An 18453-nucleotide genomic window follows, 5' to 3' on the forward strand; every position below is an offset into this window, starting at 1 on the left:
ATTTTTACGGGTAAATTATAGATGCAACAACCTTACGGATTTCAATCCGGAGGGTAGCTTAGCCCTTAGTTTTAATTCAGCATAGTAAGCCTTTGGTTAACAACAACCCACTATTGCTCAACAAAATGCCAGCAAACCCTGGCAATATTTATCACATTCACTTCCCGGCCGTAAGGTTGCGGGGTGATCTGCCCGATGCGGATGCCATATTTTTCGGGTAGTTGCTTATCAAGTACGCTGCTTCTAAACTCTTCAACGTTGCTCACTTTTACACTGAGCATAAAATTCTGCGCAAATGCCTCGTTTTCAAATTGCTGTAGGATAAACCTGCATTCGTCGCGCTGTAGACCGGCATAACCGTCTGCCTCCCAATTGATATGAAAGCCTAATTCCTGGAAAAACTGTTTAGAAGCTTCAAAATTGATACCCGACGGAACAAAGGGTTCTAAGGATAAAAGTTTCATGCTGTTTTTTGATGAAATATAATCATAACGCGGTATGTCCCACTAATCAATAGCCTGGACAAGGGTGATGATAATCGTATTCAGGATTCTTAATATGGCCTTGTTACCAACACCTGCGGCGTTTTTGAACCCCTTGCCATGTTGTTGACTTCTGTTCCGGCTTAAAATTTGATTACCCGCCAAAACGCTGTGCCCTGGCTCGGTCAGCAAGATTTTTTATCAAAGGCTTTACACGCTGGGGAATTGTACCGTCGGAGAATTTAAGTTCAACCGCTTTACCTTCCTCTTCTACGCGGAGGGAATACGAGGTTTCATCCATAGCCAGCAGTTGATTATCTGCCAGTGGCACATATTCCGGCTGGCTTTGAAAAATCGACCTCATTGCATTTTGCAGCTCCGGAGGAAGCTCGTTAACGTTACCCCGGGTCGACATTTTCCCGATCCATCCGCCGTTAATGTCTATGCTGAACGTCATTTAACTGATACCCACTTCCCCGAAAGCTAATTTAATAAAATCAAGGGCGTCAACCCTGGTGATCACATTTTCATGCATCAACGTTTGTGTAGTCTGCATAACCACTTCATAAAATCCCCTGAAATCACAATTCGGACTTTTGATATTTTTTAGTGATTCGAACCAAAGCCGGCCAGCCAAAGGGGTATCAAGTCCGGCCACAGCATCTTTTTTACTGGTACCATCATTTTTGGGTGGTATTCCGTTGGCCACCAGGTAAAAAACCTTGTTTAGTATACCACTATTGGTATGTACTCCAAAATTGTCGTCCGGGGCATTATTATAGTGGCTCATATGATCCGGTTGCGGATCGCCGTTGAAAGCAGTTCCAGGGGCAGACATTGACCTGACCGCCTTGCCAGGCCAGTTGGCACCAACAATGGTATCGCCAATAAGCCAATCAGCAGTTGCGGCATTTTGATTCTTATAGTGCTGTTTAACTACCGTACCAAAAACATCGGCCAAATGCTCGTTTAAGGCGCCAGATTGTCCGGTATAGATAAGCCCCGATGTATACTCAACAATGCCATGGGTTAACTCGTGGGCTATTACATCCAGCGCTGCCGCAAAATTGCCGAGAGTAACACCGTCACCATCTCCAAATATCATCTGGTCAATCTTGGTACTCCATAATGCATTCAGGAAAGTGTCCTCGTAATGGATATTCATCACCATATTTTTCCCATTATTATCAACAGAAAAAAAGTTATACTCCTGGTTAAAAAAATCGCGTACGCGTCCACAGTTATCAAAAACCTGGTTGGCGGTATCGTCGGCAATGGCAGCATCATGCTCCTGCCTCACCAGTTCAAAGTGTTCTTTGGCGGTATTCTTGGAGTCATAAATAAACCGCTGGGCAGTCCCTTTAGGGTTGGTGGGTAAAAATCCATTCAGTTGTTCGCTGATCTTCTTTCTTGCCGAAATAACGTTAAGCGATATTTCAGAAGAACGCTGGTAAACCTCGTTTGTGATGATGTTATCGTTCTTCATTTTTTCAAGGATGTTGGGCGGAACGATATAACAATTGCAATAATGTTTTTCCATGATGAAAGTGATTAATCAAATGCCGATTCCCAATTCTGTAAAACATCCCCTCCTGCTAAAAATCCTTCCTGGTCGCCGGATGCCGCTTCTTTGCCGATTCCGGATTTGGCCAGATTGTCCCAGTCAAATTGAAAAACCTCTTCATAATAATTTTGCACTTCACTGTTATAAATAATTAGTGAAGCATCTCGATTAAACTCCATCCCGTCATTAGATCCGTTATGGCTGCCGAGAACGATAATTTCATCGTCAATAATGATCCCTTTGTTATGACAATTGTTTTGTATCCTGATTTTGCTGCTGTCGAAGCCGAAGGCTTTCAGGTTTTCAACCATTAAACGGGCGTCGGGCTCGTACCGCAGGATGATCTTCACATCAAGGGTTTCTGCCTTATCTTTTAACGCGGTGAGCAAACCTGTAAATTCGTCGGTCATGGTTTTCCCAATATGGATGTATTGGTTTTGAAAGTAGATCCTTGTGGTTGCGTTTTCAATGAGCGGCCGGATCTGGGCAATATAATTATCAGGGGTAAGTACAGGCTGGATCTTCATCCGGGCTGTAATTACCTTGGGTGGAAATTTCTTTAATCCCGTTGTTCGTACCAGTGCATTCACGGGCAGCAATATATCATGCAAATCGGTTTCCCCGGTATTAAGGGACACAAAACCCTGCGCCTTATTTACAGATTGCTCCAGATCATATTTTAAAAACTTGTAATAAGTTTCCGAAAGCTTATCGTTGGTTACGATGATATGCCATTCCCTGTTATAATTTTGCAGCGCCGAAGCGAAGGAACTCGTCTTTGACATATCCGGCTGATTAGACGATTGCCAGTTGCCGCTTGATAGCCAGAACATTTTTTTATCCTTTACAGCAACTTTTATGTGATAGGCATTGGCAAAAAGGCCCCCTTTGTTCAGGCTGGCTTTAACATGCACAAACTGGCCGGTTTTTGCAGCGTCTATCGACTTAATAATCTCGTCTTCGGTTTTATCGTCTGCCTTATTTCCTTTACCCACACCCGCAGCAGGTTTACCGTCGTAAACCAGGTTGATGTCGGCTCCGCTCCTGGCAACATCAATTAAGCTTTGCTCAATTCCGGGAGCAGAAAAGTCGTACATGCCAACCCTTAATTCCTGCTCCACCCCTGTTAAAAATTCCGACAGTTGTTCCCAGCCATCTTCCGGGCTTACATGGCATATCAGCGTAATATCTTCGTCAACCGCATCCAATGTAAAGTCGGTTGGCGGCTGATAGCCAATTTTAGGTACAAATGATTCAGCCACAAAGCCTTCGGTATCAAATTCCGAAGAATCCAGTAAATACTTGGTATTGTTAACCTGCGTACCAGGTAAAAGGCTTTCCACTTTTTCTTTATTTTGCTTCCTGATGTACTCAAAAGGAGAAACAATGTCCACGTCAGTGGCAATGTGATTGATTTCTTCCGGAATTGCTTTGCCGCTCACACTCTTCACCAGGATAACGATCGCTTTAGTATCAGTTAGCTCGCCATCAACTACTTTATATCCCGGTCGGATATCTACGATATTTTCATAATCTTTAAGATCAAATTCTGGCAGGGTGCCACTCTTGATTTGCTGAATGGTTTGCAGAACGGGCAGAAAATCGTTTTCAATACGCGTTCTGACCTCCGCGATTTTGAGAAAAGTTGGACTTTGCATTTGTTTAGGCTTATTTTTCGGGTGATATAATACCCTAAAATTAAACTATTTACCTATTTAATAAAACCAATTATCGTATTTAATCAAATAAATAATTATAAACATTTCTTGATTATTATAAACGGCAAAAATGCAACCGGCATCAAATATTTAACCTGACATTGCCAAGCCCAGGAGATATTCACCCCTACTCTATATCAAAAACAAACGCAGTTCTTCTGCATCAATTAATCTGCAATTTGCTTCAATATGCGCGCCGCGCTGGCAGGTATATCCGTAATATTGATGTTTCCGTTAGCTATAACAAGTTTGTAGCTTAGGTCCAGCTGATCCTGTAATATGGTCCCTTCGTTACACCATGTCATACACTCTACGCTTGCGGATTCTTCCGACGAGTTGATGGCTACAATCACAAGCTCATCATCGGTGCGCCTCTCGAACACCAGTTGCTCATGGTTTACAAAAAGCTGGCGGTAGCTTCCCCGGCGCAGGGCTATGCTCAGTTGCCTGATGCGGATAAGGTGCCGGATATAACTATAAAGCGCACAGTCGGCTAAATCGGGCACAAAGCTGACCGCAGGCCGCAGCGCGGTGTCTTCACGTTCTCCTTTTACACCGGATATGGCCCATTCGCTGCCGTAGTAAACTGACGGGATGCCCGGAATGGTAAACAACAAAGCATAAACCGGAAAAAGGTGGTTATACTGGTGTAAAATACTGGCTATACGGGTACAATCGTGATTATCAACAAAGTTATAAAGCAAAAGGTGGCGATAAAGCCCATCATCGCCATATTGCCGATCGAGCGCCCAGGCTATCTCAAAATAATTATGATCGTTGTGGCTCGAATAAATGCCTTTGTATACCTCGTAATTGGTAGTTGAATCCAGCATATCCTGATTGGCCCATTCGTTGTAATCGCCTTTAATCACTTCGCCCATCAACCAGAAATTAGGCTTACGTGCGCGGCAAAATGCGGCAAGTTGAGCAAGAAAGCCCTTATCAATAATCTCGGCAACGTCCAGGCGGATGCCATCGATATCAAAATTATCCATCCAGCTTGCAACGGCTCCTAACAAGTAGTTGCTTACTTCAGCATTCTTTACATTTAATTTAACCAGGTTGTAAGCATCGTACCAACCATCGTAATAAAAATCGTCACCATAGCTGCTTTGGCGGCTAAAATCGACCCCGCAAAACCAATCGCGATAGGCCGAATTTTCTCCATAGACTTGCAAATCCTTAAATGCAAAAAAATTTCGGCCTACGTGGTTAAATACGCCGTCGAGCACCAGCCTGATACCATTTTGATGGAGGCTGATACTCAGATCTGTTAAAGCTTGGTTATCGCCCAGCCGCCTGTCCACTGTCAGGTAATCAGCAGTATCATAGCCGTGAAAATCCGATTCAAAAACAGGCCCGAGGTACAGGGCGTTGCAGCCCAAGTCTTTGATGTGAGGTATCCAGTTCTCAATTTGCTGCAAACGGTTTACCGGCAGGCTGGCAAAATCATTAGCCTCGGGGGCGCCAAGCATCCCTAAGGGGTAAATACTATAAAATACGGCTTCGCTTGGCCAGTAGGTACTGTCGGGTTGATGTTGATCCATCTTAGGCAATTCAGGATATTTTTTCCTTAACGGTATCAACTACATCAGCAATGGCCTGATTTTTAGCCCGGTGGACAAACTCTTCGGGGTTATCGAGAATATCATCCAGGATAGAACTTCCATCCGCACGGCGCTTGGTAAGATAATAAACACCGAAAGATACGCCTACACCCAATAGAAAAGATTTAATATGACTCATGGTAATAATTTTATGGTTCGCACTGTATCCATTAAATATGATGCCATAATTGCTTAATTGGTGAATACCTATCGTTAAAATTAAAATATAATTAATTCTGTTGGTTAAAGGTATATATAAGCACTTGAAAAACTGCGATAAAAGGTTCACAAAATTTGATAATTGGTTGGTGCGAAATCAATATTAATGAACCGGATTGGTAAAGCCCAACAGGTGAAATGTTTGGCGAATTAAACAAATTGAGATGAATTGACATAAAAATTATGAAGAGCACGATTTTGCCAGCTGAATTCAACCTCACCAACCCCCCAAAAAAGATACCTTTAAACAAAACGATGGCATTTTACCATCGTTTTGTTTAAGCCAGAAAGACCATGCCAACCAGGTAGCAAGGTGGCAATTATTTGTTTGCGTTCACCCTTACAGGCATAATACCTTTGTGTGTAGGTTTTACAGGGATGATACTTCCGTCTGCATTAAACTCCATTTTATCGATGCACACCTCGCGGTTATAGCCTGCTGCCTCGCCCATGGTAATTCCGTTAGGATAATTAAAACGATGATAAACCAGGTACCACTCATCTGTGCCGGGTATTTGCAACACGGAATTGTGCCCGGTGCCATAAATGCCTTCAGCTTTGTTTTTGGCGATAACCAAATTAGCAGAAGGCACGTTTATTTTGCCAAGCGGACTTGTAGCTGTGCCATAATGCACCTGGTAGTTTTCGCTCCGGGTATCATCTTCAGACCAGGTAAAGTAATAGGTACCTTTACGGTAAAAAACATAGACACCCTCGCGGAAATTGTTATTGGGCGTCATGATGGTGGTAGTACCCGGTTTCAGCGATACCATATCGTCATTCAGTTCGGCACCGGCCATATAGCCGTTCCCCCAATACAAATAACTCTTACCTGTTTGCGGGTCGGTAAAAACATCCGGATCAATTTGCTGGCCTCCAGAAACACCCTCCAGCAATTTATCAATCAGGGGATGGCCAAGGTCGGTAAAAGGCCCCGATGGATTATCGGCAACAGCCACTCCTATTTTCTGGGCGGCACAGAAATAGTAAAAATATTTATAAGCGCCATTGATTTTTTTCTCAATGATACACGGCGCCCAGGCATTGCGTTTGGCCCAGCTTACATTTTTTGCCAGATCTAAAATTACGCCCTCATCCTTCCAGTTCACCAGGTCGGCAGACGAAAATGCTTTAAAGTAAGTGCCGCTCCAGCCTGTAAAACCATCAGAAGTAGGATAGATATAAAATTGATGCGTTTTTTCAGCATACAAAATCTCCGGATCGGCATAATAACCCGCCAAAACAGGGTTATGATTTTTCACTGCTATCAATTGGTATTTTACCGGCTTATGCCCGGCAATAGTAACCTGGAGCCTTACTCCTCCTTTGGTAAAATCAACAGCTGTGGATGGCTTAATGCTGATGCCCGGCATTTGCATAAACTTCAGTTTAACGCTTTTAAGATTGGTACCCGGCAAAAAAGGCAGATAAAGCTTATTGGTATTGGTATCTAATACGATATTGATCGGTTTAAGCCCCTGGGCCTGCACTGTTTTAACAACATCCGAGGCAGGCATCCATTTTTGTAACAAGGTTTCGGCCTCGCGGGTGGTTATGGGCATAACTGTGCCGTGCCGCGGGTGGAAATTCATACTTATCTCGCCGTCAATTACTTTAAACGTCTTCAAATCGGCAGTATGGGTAAACTGGTATCTACCTTTGGTATACAAATCATACATCAAAATATAACCAGTGCCGTCGTTCAGTTTAAAAACGCCCGATCCTTCAACCGGGTCGGTAGTTTGTTGTACATACTTATCCTGTAGTACATAGCCGCTGGTTAACTCTTTTGAAACTGCTATTTTAATACCTGCGCCGTTATTCTCGGTTTTAAAAAACAAGTGATATTGGCCGTCCTTTTGTACGATATCACCATCGATGCATGCACCGCCCGATGGATTAAAAAACAACTGCTGGGGTACGGTTTCAAGCGCTGTAAAATCCTGATTGGCATAGGCGTAATATATTTTATCAGGTTCGTTACCGGCACGCATGGAAAAATAGACCATGTATTTGCCTGCTTTAGCATCGTAAATTGTTTGAGGAGCCCATACCCTGTTAACGCCTGCAAACTGCGGAAATGCCTGGGGGATGTTAATTTTGCTGCTTGTCCATTGAATCAGGTTGGTTGATTTCAACAGCACCATTCCCCTGTTGGAGTCCCAACCATTTGCCGAAACCATATCGGTTGCTACCATATAAAAAGTTTTACCGTTGGCACCACGCAGGATATGCGGATCGCGAACGCCACCGGTAGCACTGATACCCGTACTCTTGATTACAGGGTTATTGTTATTTAGGGCGCGATAATGGTATCCATCAGCACTGATGGCAAAGCGGATAGCCTCTTCGCTTTTATCATTACCGGTAAAGTAAACAAACAGATAGGCGCTGTTAGGTTGCGGCTTGCTAGTGCTTAAGGCCTGGGCTTTACTTAAAAACGGGATAAAATTTAATGTGGCTAACAAGCCAAACACTACAAAGTGCTTAAAAATTTTTGCGCGGAGTTTAAAAGGCATAATATCAATTAAAAATATGAACAGGCTTATTTTACCTCTATTTACTGGACCGGCTGAATTTTATGCCTATCCACTACAAAAACACTAACATCAAATGACCAGCCGGTACAAAAAACCGGTTGGTCATTTTGATGGTCAATAAAATACTACCTTCTGCGAAGAGATAAAAATCAGTTTATATCTCCAAACTAATTTTGAAATAGCTTGATATTTTTTACCTGAAAATAGCTACCCGGGTTGCCGCTACCTACAACGTTTCCTAAAAAACCGATAGACACAACCTGGGGAGCCGTAAGCGTAAAGTTAAAACTGCGGGTATCGCTAACGTTAGGGCTTGTTTTGCCCACCGTAGCACCATTAAACAGCGAAACGTAACCAAGGGCAGTTGAAAGATTGGCCAGCACCGGGATGCCCCCGCCACCGGCAGCCGCAACGCAATATACGGAAGAATTGCTTTGAACCTCCGAGTACTCATCAAACATCACCATGTAATTGCCGGCGGGTAAAGGCGAAGACGTGGCCTGATATACGATACCGTTAACAACCGGCGTATTATCCCAGGTTTCCCAGTTAATAACGCCACCAACATCTGATGAATAGCCACCGATGGTACCTCCACTCTTATTCATGGCCGCGGCATTGGTAATCCACGGGGCACCAAGAACGCCCCATCTTCCAGTATTAGCAGCCGGGGTAAACGGCCCTGTGTTTGATAAATAGATACTGGTAATTTCGGCCTTTACACTATGGGTTTGATAGGCCGTATTAAATTTATCAATAGCGGTTGCAGTGGGCACGTATGCCGTACTATAGCTAATGCTGTTACCTGGCTTAAAATTAGGCAACGTTGTTGTTAACCCCTTTATAGCTGAAGTAACGATGGTATCGTGCGATTTATTAAACTTATCGGCATACTTAATCTCCATATTAACGATGCCTGATGTTTTATCTACATCGGCCCAGGTAATTAAAGCCGAACCGTCGGCTTGCATAGCAGCATCAACTATGGCCCTGTTTGTAATAGAAGCCTGATATAAATCTCCATAAACATTGGCGGCAGTATCCACCGGTACAGAGATGTTTCCCTGCGCATCATAAGTTCTCACCTCAAAACTCATGAGCCCTTCGGGTAAATTACTGATAATCACCCTGGCAGTATCAACCCCCGATGTTCTTTTAATTGCCACTTCGACAGAGTCGCGCCTGCTGTTCCAAAAAACCCTGTACTTTACAATTTTGGGGTCGGATGTAAAAAGCCCGGTTACCTTCACCCTGTTTCTGCCCGAAAATATCTTTACCGAATCCATTCTGCCCGGATAAACAATGGAGCCGTTTTTAAGGTATTTATCTTTGTAAGCATCCATTTTAGTACATGCGCCGGCTATTAACAGCAACAAGGCGATGGTGTAAAGTGCTATATTTTGATGTTGTTTCATTTTTTTATGTATTATCTGATTAAACCCGGTTAACTAATTTCCCCAAAGGGTAAATTCGCCCATGCTCATAAAATATGATCCTTGCCAGTTTTGCAAACTCCTGATCCGCACGTACCTGTACGATTGGCTCAGTACCGGGAAATCAAACTGCCATCCGCTTTTAGCATAAGCCTGGTCGGCAGCGGTTTCGGTACCCGAGGCCGAGCCGGAAGGTTTAACTACATGGCAGGTGGTAAGCAGTGTCCAGCTGGCATCAAGCGCACCGTTCAGGTTAGGATTGTTAGAGCCCCATATCTCAAAATCTTTTTGATTACCGCGCACATAGTACACATTGCCAACTTCTAAAAACGGATTAATTTGAAAACGGCTAAATACATGCGCCTTACCCAAATCGAGCGTTACCATTTGCGGCGTACCGGCGTTTTCTACAGTAAACAATATATTGGGCCAACCCGGATTAAAATTACCATCAAATATTTGCGGCAAATTGGTATACGAGTAAAGCAACGTGGCATCATTTGGCAAAACGTAATTGCTCCAGCTTGATTTTGGCAAAAGTTGCTCAAATAACGGCGTAAGGCTGGTAAACAAAGTATCCGAAAAATTGAGCCACCTATCTCTAACCACAAAGGCATATTTCCTGGTTATTGCCGGCTGCCCCCTTTCAATACTGTTAATTACAGGCGCATTACTATAAACATTATCCATGCCCAGGGTTTGCACCCACTTACCTTTACCGGTTGTATCTACCAAAGGGATAATAGCCAGGTTTTCTTGCGTAGGATTGTTACAGGTTAGGCTAAAACCGCCAAATGTAGCAATAACCTTTAACGATCTGCGGGCTAAGTTGATGGCTGGCGTTAAGGGGTTTACCGTAACAGTAACAGGTGCCGATGCCACCTCGCTCGAATTTACGGCGTATAATTGCACCGTGTGCGCCAAAGTATCCCCAAAGCCTACCACCGTTAATGTATTGGAGTAGTTAGAGGCCTTTACCTCTTCTGTACGACCGGGGCCTATCTGGTAAACAGCCTTTACGTACAGCAGATCTTTATCGCCAGGCAAGGTATAGGTTAAGGCGGCCTTGCCGTTAAGGTTTACTACGGTTACATTGCTAACTACGCCAGGCGCGTTGGTATTGGTAACGTTAGGCTTATTTATTGCGTCTTGCTTACACCCTGCTGCTATCGCTATCAAAATAAACAGCACATAGCAGGCGGATAGCAATCTTGTTGTTTTCATATTTTTAATGTTTTATTTTAAAGGAAATATTTAACAAACCATCATTTTACCAGTTAGGATTTTGTACCAGATTTTGGTTAACCAGCAAATCGTTTTCTTGTATGGGCCATAAATAATCTCTCGGAGTTAAAAAATGTCTCGACAGGAAAGAAACCTCACGGTAATACAGATCGGCTGTTTGGCCGCTCACCGTCCAACCGGTTATATTGCTGTTAAGCTCCTGCCCGGCTGTTTTCCAGCGTACCAAATCCCAGTAACGCTGGCCCTCAAAGCATAGCTCTACAGCGCGCTCCCTTTGGATAATTGACCGCATACCTGCCTGGGTGGTATATTTTGACGGGTTAGTGCTAAAATTTGCCCATGATGTTTGTACCGATGGCAGGCCGGCCCTGGTGCGTACCTTGTTAACATAAGTATAAACATCGGCCACGGGCCCCTGTGCTTCGTTTAAGGCTTCGGCATATAACAAATACAAATCGGCAAGCCTGATCTCGGGGAAAGGATAGGGTACATAAGTTACAGAATTCCAGTCGAAATGCCAGTTCAAATCTTTTTTCATGTAAAAGCCAGTAACCGGTACCGGCGACGATTGGCTTGTTTCGCCACCACGGGCCATCAGCCAAAATGTATTTTCATCACTTTTGGATGGGCTGTTGGCCATGTACCAAATCCCCCTGTCAAAACCCAGGTCGGCATAATAGCGGGGTTCCCTGTCAAAATTAAGCCTGGCGGTAACTTCGCCTTCCTTTACATAAAACCGCTCTGCGTGTACGGCAGTTCGTAAAGCCGCTATATTGGTAAAATCGAGGGTTTTATCTTCGTCAATAGGCACACCGTTTTTGGTATAGAACATTCTTGCCATTTTTAGGGTAGGGCCCAGCAGCGGGTGGTTTGCAGTTTTTGATGCTACCGCGTTGGGGAAATCAAACTGCCCTACGGCCATGGATTGCAAAAAAGAATTAAAACCAATATTGTTATTGGCGGTCAGTCCCCATATTAACTCGCTGTTCCAGGGTTCACTCATCGCGTTTCTGATACCCAACTGTACTTGGGTGGTATCACTAAGTGTATTGGTGGTTGCCCCCGCTGGCAAAGTGTATAAAACTATACCCTGCGCGGCGCACAGATCGATAGCGGCTTTGCAGGCATCGGCCGCTCTTTGCCATTTGGCAACGCTATAGGTAGGGTTAAATAAGGCACCACCATCTTTATTCTTAAACGAGCCATAATCTGAGTTGCCGTTAAACAGCGGGCTTGCCGCAGTAGTTAACAGCCTGGCCTTTAAACTAAGCGCTATCGGCTTGGTAATGCGCCCCAGTTCTGATGCCGAATTGTTTATGGTTAGCGGCAAATTGGCTGCAGCAGCATCTAATAAATTAGCAATGTAATTAACTACGCTATCAACAGGCTGGCGCTTAACGCGGATCTGATCAATAGGCGCATCAATGGGCAGGTTTTTATCAATTACCGGTATAGGCCCGTAAGCGCGGAACAAAATAAAATGGTAAAAAGCCTTTAAAAACTGTGCTTCGGCGGTCCATCTTACCCGGGTATCAATATCCAGATCGGGTATTTTATTCGGATCGGTTACGTTCTCCAAAAAAACATTACAATCCCTTATCGCTTTGTAATTGGCAGATGCATCCCTGGTGCCGTTCATGTAGTTAGCAATAGGATCTGAAGTATTCTGATCGCCATAAATCAGCCGCATCACGTTAGTTGACCGGATGTGGCTTGCCGGATCGAGTACAAAAACCTCATCGCTGGCCGATAGGCCGACATTGAAAGTAGGATCAACCTCGATGGGTAAATAATTATAACAGGTAAATAAATATTTTTCGGCCTCGGTTTTTGATGCAAATGCATTAGCTATGGTAGACACGTTATCGGGCACTACATCCAGGAACGATTTTTTACACGATGAACCAAACACTATCAATAGCATCGATAGTAAAACCATGCAGTACCTTGCCTGAGTACTCCATGTAAAAAAAAGACATTGGCCAGGTTCCTTTTTAAGGTTTTCCTGCTTAAGGTTAATATGTTTCATATCAATCAATTTTTTCATTTTAAAATCCCGCAATTAAACCCACATTAAATACCTTCTGGATAGGGTATCCCAGTCCGGATGCCCCCATTTCAGGATCCCATAACTTAAAGGCACTCATGGTAAATAAATTTGTACCGTTGATGTAAACGCGCAGGCTGCCAAAACCAATTTTCTTTAAAATCGAAGCAGGAGCATTATAACCGATCTCGGTAGATTTTAAGCGGACAAAGGCACCGTTTTGCAGCCACCAGCTTGAAGGCTGAGTATTATTTGTGGAAATACTGCTGTTTAACCTGGGCCAAAAAGCATAAGAGTTCTGGTTATCTTCGGACCAGTGGCTATCGGCAATAGATTTTAGCAAACCATCCTGGTTACCAGCCTGTAAATAGTACGGATCAACGTTAAGCCTGGCTGGTGTAGTAAAAGGGGTGATATCTGCCGATGAGATGAGGAACGAAGACCGCGCCGAGCCCTGAAAGAAAGCACTGATATCGAAATTTTTATAGCCCATCGAAAAACCAAAACCATAAATAAGCTCGGGGGTTACCGGGTAGCCCATTGGCACAAAATCGGCATTGGTAATTTTACCATCGCCATTTACGTCGCGGTACTTAATATCCCCGGCCATGATAGATCCGTATTGTATGGGCGAATTGTTAACCTCGCGCTGATCGATAAAAAGCCGCTCGGCCACCAGGCCGTATATCTGGCCTAACGAATAGCCAACACGAGATAAATTCTGATCATTTGCCGGGTAAATCGGCTCCTCATTTACCAGCAATTTGCTAACCGCGTATGTTAATGTACCGCGGGTTTGAATCCAAAAAGAATTGCTGAAGTTTTTATGATAATCGAGCGCTAAATCCACACCCTGGCTTCTGGCTTTCCCGGCGTTTGACGAGATCGGGGCCTGCAGACCCATGGAAGTAGGGATAGAGCTTCTAACCATTAAAATATTGCTGCGGTACATGCGGTAGGCATCCACCGTGATGGTGAGGTCGTTCAATAACGTCAGATCCATACCCAGGTTGGTTTGTTTAGACTGCTCCCAGGTTATATCCTCGTTTTCATACCGGGCTGTTGATATGGTAGGCCTGCTGTAGCCAAAATTTGTTCCGAAATTACCGGCTGAACCACCGTTTAAGCTGACATTAGATAGATAGAAAAAACGATCGTTCACGTCTCCAATCTGATCATTACCAACTAAACCATAAGTGCCCCTGAATTTAAGCTGATTAATAACTTTGAGTAAGGGCTTAAAGAATTTTTCGTTAGATACGATCCAGCCGCCACCTACCGACGGGAAAAAGCCGAACCTGTGGTTGGCCGCAAACCGCTCCGAGCCATTATAACCAAAATCAAACTCAACCAGGTAGCGATTATCATAGCCGTATGTAAACCTGCCCGAAACACCTTCGTTACGCGCCGGCAGAGAAGCTTGCAGATTGGGTGCGTTGCCGGTAAGGTAGTTTCTGATGGTACCTATCAATAATGCGCCTACACTATGCTTAACGCTAAATATATGGGAGTAATTGATGGCCGATTCCGCATATATAGTGCTGTTAACAGTAGCAGCACCGGGCGAATAAGTTAAATACTCGGTTGGTGTTGAACCAATGCTGCCCGGCGCGCCATCATTAAGCAGCGTTAGCCCGGTAAATACACCATCGAGCGAGTTTGAACGGTAAAAATAAGGGCTCACCTGACGCGATACCGAAAAGCTTGCATAGCGCGTGGTATAAGCCATTACCCGTGCTGATAACCCGGGCGTAACCGCATCCAGATTTTGTTTAAGGCTCAATTGGGCTACAATGGTACTTGTATTAGAGGTTTGAAAACCCGACAGCGATTGTGCATAAGGGTTTACATATAAGCCGCCGCCGCCCGGTATTAGCTCATTACCAAATAAGGGGTGCTTTATATAAGGCAAAAGGCTTGGAGAATACACCGCCGGAAAAGCTACCGGGTTACTCCATAAAGCATTGGTATAGGTTCGGCTGCCACCTCCTATGGGGCCATTATAATCGTCAAACCGGCCTTTAAGGCTAATGAGCGCCTCGGTGGTTTTGGTGAGGTTTAGTGTAACGTTTGATAGCAATGAATACGATTGCAGCTTGATATTGTTATTAAAACCATTAAGCGAATTATCTTTAAGGTTACCGTTATCAATATTATAGGTCATGGCTAAATAATACTTAGCCTTGTCTGAGCCGCCACTTGCATTGATGTTAAACCTTTGGTTATTGGTTTTATCCTTAATTAACTGCTGTATCCAATTATTGCTGGGATACAGCAAGGGATTATCGCCATTTGCTGTATGATCAATTTTATTTTGTGAATAGGGTAATGCTCCCAGCGGGTTCCGGGTTAACACCGCCTCGTTGGCAAGCGTCATATAGGTAATATTGTCGGCAAGCCCAATATTGCGGGTATTACTTGATGTTGAACTTTCTACACGGGCATTAAGTTTCAACTTTCCGGGTACCCCTAACTTGGTATTAATAAGTATAACGCCATTGGCACCCCTTGCACCGTACAAAGATGTTGCAGTAGCATCTTTAAGTACCGAAAAGCCGCCTATATCATCAGGTTGTAACCTGGCTAAATCATTGGTGCTTGATTCAACCCCGTCAATCAAAATCAAAGGATCTACTTTGCCCGCACCAAAGGTGCCAACTCCCCTGATAAAAAACGAAGCATTATCCTGGCCTGGTTCGCCGCTTCGCTGATAGGAAATGATACCTCCAACTTTACCCGCCAGCATGGTTGTCAAATTACTTGTAGGGCCCTTTAACTCGGCCGGATCAACAGAGGTAACAGCGCTTACCAGCGTTGTTTTTTTCTGGGTACCATAAGCCACAGTAACAGAAACTTCGCTCAGGCTATTCTCTTTAGTTTTTAATACCACGTTAATTACTGTTTTGCCTCCTACAGCAATCTCCTGGGTATCATAACCAATATAGGTAAAAACCAGCACGGCCTTGTTATCCGGAACGCTAAGGGTATACTTTCCGTTTAAATCGGTTATGATACCTATCGTTGACCCCTTTATTTTTACCGAAACGCCTATAAGGGGCTCTCCTTTTTCATCAGTAACCTTTCCGGTTATGGTATTTTTATCAACAGCCTGAAGTTGTATTACCGGTTTTTTGGTTATTAAAATAGATGTATTTTTTATGGTATATATTACCGGCTGATTAGCAAAGCAAATATCCAGGGCCTGCTTTAAACCGGCATCATCAACCTCCAGATCAACCGGCGTGGCCATTTCCAGATCCCTGGCATTGTACAGAAAATCGTAGTTGGTTTGCTTCTGAATTTGTTTAAATACATCTTTAAGACTAGCGCCCTTAACATGTATGGTGACTTTTTGCGCAAAGGTTGCAGCTGAAGCCTGCACTAAAGCTGCCACGAGCAAAATCAGGGTTATTTTCATCGTTAGCTGGATTTTATAAACGCAGCGGTATTGCCTACCGAAAATAAATGCGGTAAATTTTTTATACATTTGAATGTTAGGTTAAAATTGGTTGTTCCTAAATAATTGAATAAAACCTAACAAAGTGCGCTAGCGCGCCAACACGGGGCGGCTCCAATCGCCCCCTGTTTTTTACTTTGCTGATTAAAAAGAAGTGTAAAAGAATGTAGGTGTTAATTCATAATAAGTATCCTCCTCCCTGTTATTTTATAATGTATTTTACCTACGTCTTCCATATACGACAGTAATTCGGTAATACTTTTTGAGCGGTAAAACGTACCCCCTAATCGTACATTCGAAAAATCGCCACGATATTCAACCTCAACGTCGTACCATCGCGATATTTTTTTTATAATGCTTTTGATATCCTCATCGCCAAATATGAAATAGCCATTCTTCCAGGCCATCACCTTTTCAATATTTGCCGGTGCTACTTTGATGATATCGGTATTATTATCAACTATGGCTTGCTCTCCGGGCTTAATAAATGATAACTGATTATTCTTTTTAACCTGTACCGAGCCCTCGAGCAAAGTAGTGGTGATGTTATTATCGTCGTTATAGGCCGCTATATTAAAGTGCGTACCCAAAACCCTGATCTCGATATCATTAGCATTAACAAAAAATGGCTTACTCTTATCTTTAGCAGCCTCAAAGTAGGCTTCGCCGGTAAGTGTTACCCTACGCTCATTACCCGTAAACTCTGTAGGAAATTTTAGTGAAGATGCGGAGTTTAACCATACCCTGGTTCCGTCGGGCAGCACTACTTTAAAAACACCACCTTTGGGCGTTGATAAAATATTATAGGCAATTGCGGTATTTTTACCCGCGCTGGCTGGTGAGGAACTGCCTTTGGCCGAACTATAGGTAATTTGAGATTTACCGCTTTTAACCACACTTTCTTTGCCAGCGTTGGATATCAAGCCGTTGTTGGCTGTATCCAGAACAATAACCTGCCCGTTGGCAAGGGTTAAAGTTGCCTTGTTACCCCCCGGTAAAATAACAGGCTGTTTAGCCGGCTTTTGAACCAGCGCCGAAACTGGCGTTTTGTTTTTAATATTGATGATATACAAACCCAGGCCCAAACAAATAAACAAAATTGCGGCAACAGATTTAAACCAGCTGCTTTGATAAAATTTAATAACCTTAGGTTGATTAGTTTGCGGATTAGCCCGTTGATTTATAAACCTCGGATCCGACTTTATGCGCTGTAAAACATCGCCTTTCTGCAAGCCGCCAAATACCGGTCCGTTTTGCAGCCTGAGCATCTCTTCCTGTATAACATCGCTGATGTTATTTTCAGGGTTATTTAAATACCTCAACAATTCTACAGCATCTGCTTTGCTTATTGTATTATCAAAATATTCCTGCAGCAAACGCTCAAGTCTGTCCTGGTTCATATTCTATTGGTTTATAATTAGCAGGTTTGGTACCTGCTTTATATTGATAGAACACACAACTTAAGCGGTAGGACTAGTTCAAAATAAAATTATTTAAAAAGAAAAAGAAAAAGGCAAATCAAGCCGCAATCGCCCAACCTGGATTTGATGGTTTTGAGCGCAGTACCCATATGATTTTTTACGGTATTGGGCGAGATATTCAATTGGTCGGCGATTTCTTTGTGCGAAAAACCTTCAAAACGACTTAACCTGAATATAATTTGTTGTTGTTTTGGCAAATCGCCAATTACTCTTTCGGTTAATAATTCAAGATCGTGCGCAAACACAAGCTCCTCTGTGTAATTTTGAGTTTCGGTAAAGTTAGCGAGTAATTTTTCGGTGTGTAATTTTGACTGGGATATGTTTCTCAATGCATTTAAAGACAACCTTTTACCAACAACATACAGGTAAAGCCAAATATTGCCCTGCGAATCGAGCTTCTCGCGGTTAAGCCACAGATTAATAAAAGTTTCCTGAACGATCTCTTCGCTTTGTTCGGTATCTTTTAAAAAACGAAAAGCAAGGCGGAATAATTTTTCACTGCAAAGATCATAAATCTTCTCAAACGCCGCTTGATCGCCCATCATCAATCGCCGCACATCATCACTGTCCAGATCCTTATGCATTTCCTAAATTAATATTTTTATCTACAATTAATCCTTAACCTTTAAAAATCAGGATATTAGCCAATACATTGTAAGT

Annotated in this window: 13 protein-coding genes; all 13 read right to left on the bottom strand. The window is 43.3% G+C overall.

What is annotated here, in order from left to right:
- Positions 1-110: 110 nt before the first annotated feature.
- Positions 111-464: a VOC family protein gene (locus MUCPA_RS04070; protein WP_008504621.1), complete on the bottom strand. Its 354-nt coding sequence runs from the start codon at positions 462-464 to the stop codon at positions 111-113.
- A gap of 172 nt (positions 465-636) precedes the next feature.
- The gene (locus tag MUCPA_RS04075; RefSeq protein ID WP_008504622.1) at positions 637-939 is read right to left on the bottom strand and encodes a protealysin inhibitor emfourin; all 303 of its coding nucleotides are present in this window, start codon (positions 937-939) and stop codon (positions 637-639) included.
- Entirely contained in the window at positions 940-2022 is a 1083-nt protein-coding gene (locus MUCPA_RS04080) for a M4 family metallopeptidase (RefSeq protein WP_008504623.1), read from the bottom strand.
- 11 nt (positions 2023-2033) lie between these two features.
- Positions 2034-3704, bottom strand: coding sequence for a phospholipase D-like domain-containing protein (locus MUCPA_RS04085; RefSeq protein ID WP_008504624.1), 1671 nt, complete (start codon positions 3702-3704; stop codon positions 2034-2036).
- A gap of 227 nt (positions 3705-3931) precedes the next feature.
- Entirely contained in the window at positions 3932-5311 is a 1380-nt protein-coding gene (locus tag MUCPA_RS04090) for an alpha-amylase family glycosyl hydrolase (RefSeq protein WP_008504625.1), read from the bottom strand.
- Between the two features lie 10 nt (positions 5312-5321).
- Positions 5322-5510, bottom strand: a complete 189-nt coding sequence (locus MUCPA_RS36820) for a YtxH domain-containing protein (RefSeq protein ID WP_008504626.1) — start codon at positions 5508-5510, stop codon at positions 5322-5324.
- Between the two features lie 400 nt (positions 5511-5910).
- Positions 5911-8109: a family 43 glycosylhydrolase gene (locus tag MUCPA_RS38785; RefSeq protein WP_008504627.1), complete on the bottom strand. Its 2199-nt coding sequence runs from the start codon at positions 8107-8109 to the stop codon at positions 5911-5913.
- 188 nt (positions 8110-8297) lie between these two features.
- Positions 8298-9545, bottom strand: a complete 1248-nt coding sequence (locus tag MUCPA_RS04105) for a DUF4998 domain-containing protein (RefSeq protein ID WP_008504628.1) — start codon at positions 9543-9545, stop codon at positions 8298-8300.
- 33 nt (positions 9546-9578) lie between these two features.
- Positions 9579-10787: a DUF5000 domain-containing lipoprotein gene (locus MUCPA_RS04110; protein WP_008504629.1), complete on the bottom strand. Its 1209-nt coding sequence runs from the start codon at positions 10785-10787 to the stop codon at positions 9579-9581.
- A gap of 46 nt (positions 10788-10833) precedes the next feature.
- A complete protein-coding gene (locus MUCPA_RS04115) occupies positions 10834-12855 on the bottom strand; it encodes a RagB/SusD family nutrient uptake outer membrane protein (RefSeq protein ID WP_008504630.1) in 2022 nt (673 codons plus the stop codon).
- Between the two features lies 1 nt (position 12856).
- On the bottom strand, positions 12857-16273 hold the full coding sequence (locus tag MUCPA_RS04120) for a TonB-dependent receptor (RefSeq protein WP_217220397.1): 3417 nt from the start codon (positions 16271-16273) through the stop codon (positions 12857-12859).
- 212 nt (positions 16274-16485) lie between these two features.
- Complete coding sequence (locus tag MUCPA_RS04125) at positions 16486-17712, bottom strand: FecR family protein (protein WP_008504632.1); 1227 nt, start codon at positions 17710-17712, stop codon at positions 16486-16488.
- Positions 17713-17801: 89 nt separating this feature from the next.
- On the bottom strand, positions 17802-18377 hold the full coding sequence (locus MUCPA_RS04130; RefSeq protein WP_008504633.1) for an RNA polymerase sigma factor: 576 nt from the start codon (positions 18375-18377) through the stop codon (positions 17802-17804).
- Positions 18378-18453: the final 76 nt, after the last annotated feature.

The sequence above is a fragment of the Mucilaginibacter paludis DSM 18603 genome, from assembly GCF_000166195.2.
GTDB lineage: Bacteria > Bacteroidota > Bacteroidia > Sphingobacteriales > Sphingobacteriaceae > Mucilaginibacter > Mucilaginibacter paludis.

Bases quoted from the DNA above. Each gene is read 5' to 3' on its own strand.
- MUCPA_RS04105 (WP_008504628.1), bottom strand. From the start codon at position 9,545: ATGAAACAACATCAAAATATAGCACTTTACACCATCGCCTTGTTGCTG.
- MUCPA_RS04115 (WP_008504630.1), bottom strand. From the start codon at position 12,855: ATGAAAAAATTGATTGATATGAAACATATTAACCTTAAGCAGGAAAAC.
- MUCPA_RS04130 (WP_008504633.1), bottom strand. From the start codon at position 18,377: ATGCATAAGGATCTGGACAGTGATGATGTGCGGCGATTGATGATGGGC.
- MUCPA_RS04120 (WP_217220397.1), bottom strand. From the start codon at position 16,273: ATGAAAATAACCCTGATTTTGCTCGTGGCAGCTTTAGTGCAGGCTTCA.
- MUCPA_RS04125 (WP_008504632.1), bottom strand. From the start codon at position 17,712: ATGAACCAGGACAGACTTGAGCGTTTGCTGCAGGAATATTTTGATAAT.
- MUCPA_RS04080 (WP_008504623.1), bottom strand. From the start codon at position 2,022: ATGGAAAAACATTATTGCAATTGTTATATCGTTCCGCCCAACATCCTT.
- MUCPA_RS04110 (WP_008504629.1), bottom strand. From the start codon at position 10,787: ATGAAAACAACAAGATTGCTATCCGCCTGCTATGTGCTGTTTATTTTG.
- MUCPA_RS04075 (WP_008504622.1), bottom strand. From the start codon at position 939: ATGACGTTCAGCATAGACATTAACGGCGGATGGATCGGGAAAATGTCG.
- MUCPA_RS04090 (WP_008504625.1), bottom strand. From the start codon at position 5,311: ATGGATCAACATCAACCCGACAGTACCTACTGGCCAAGCGAAGCCGTA.
- MUCPA_RS04085 (WP_008504624.1), bottom strand. From the start codon at position 3,704: ATGCAAAGTCCAACTTTTCTCAAAATCGCGGAGGTCAGAACGCGTATT.
- MUCPA_RS36820 (WP_008504626.1), bottom strand. From the start codon at position 5,510: ATGAGTCATATTAAATCTTTTCTATTGGGTGTAGGCGTATCTTTCGGT.
- MUCPA_RS04070 (WP_008504621.1), bottom strand. From the start codon at position 464: ATGAAACTTTTATCCTTAGAACCCTTTGTTCCGTCGGGTATCAATTTT.
- MUCPA_RS38785 (WP_008504627.1), bottom strand. From the start codon at position 8,109: ATGCCTTTTAAACTCCGCGCAAAAATTTTTAAGCACTTTGTAGTGTTT.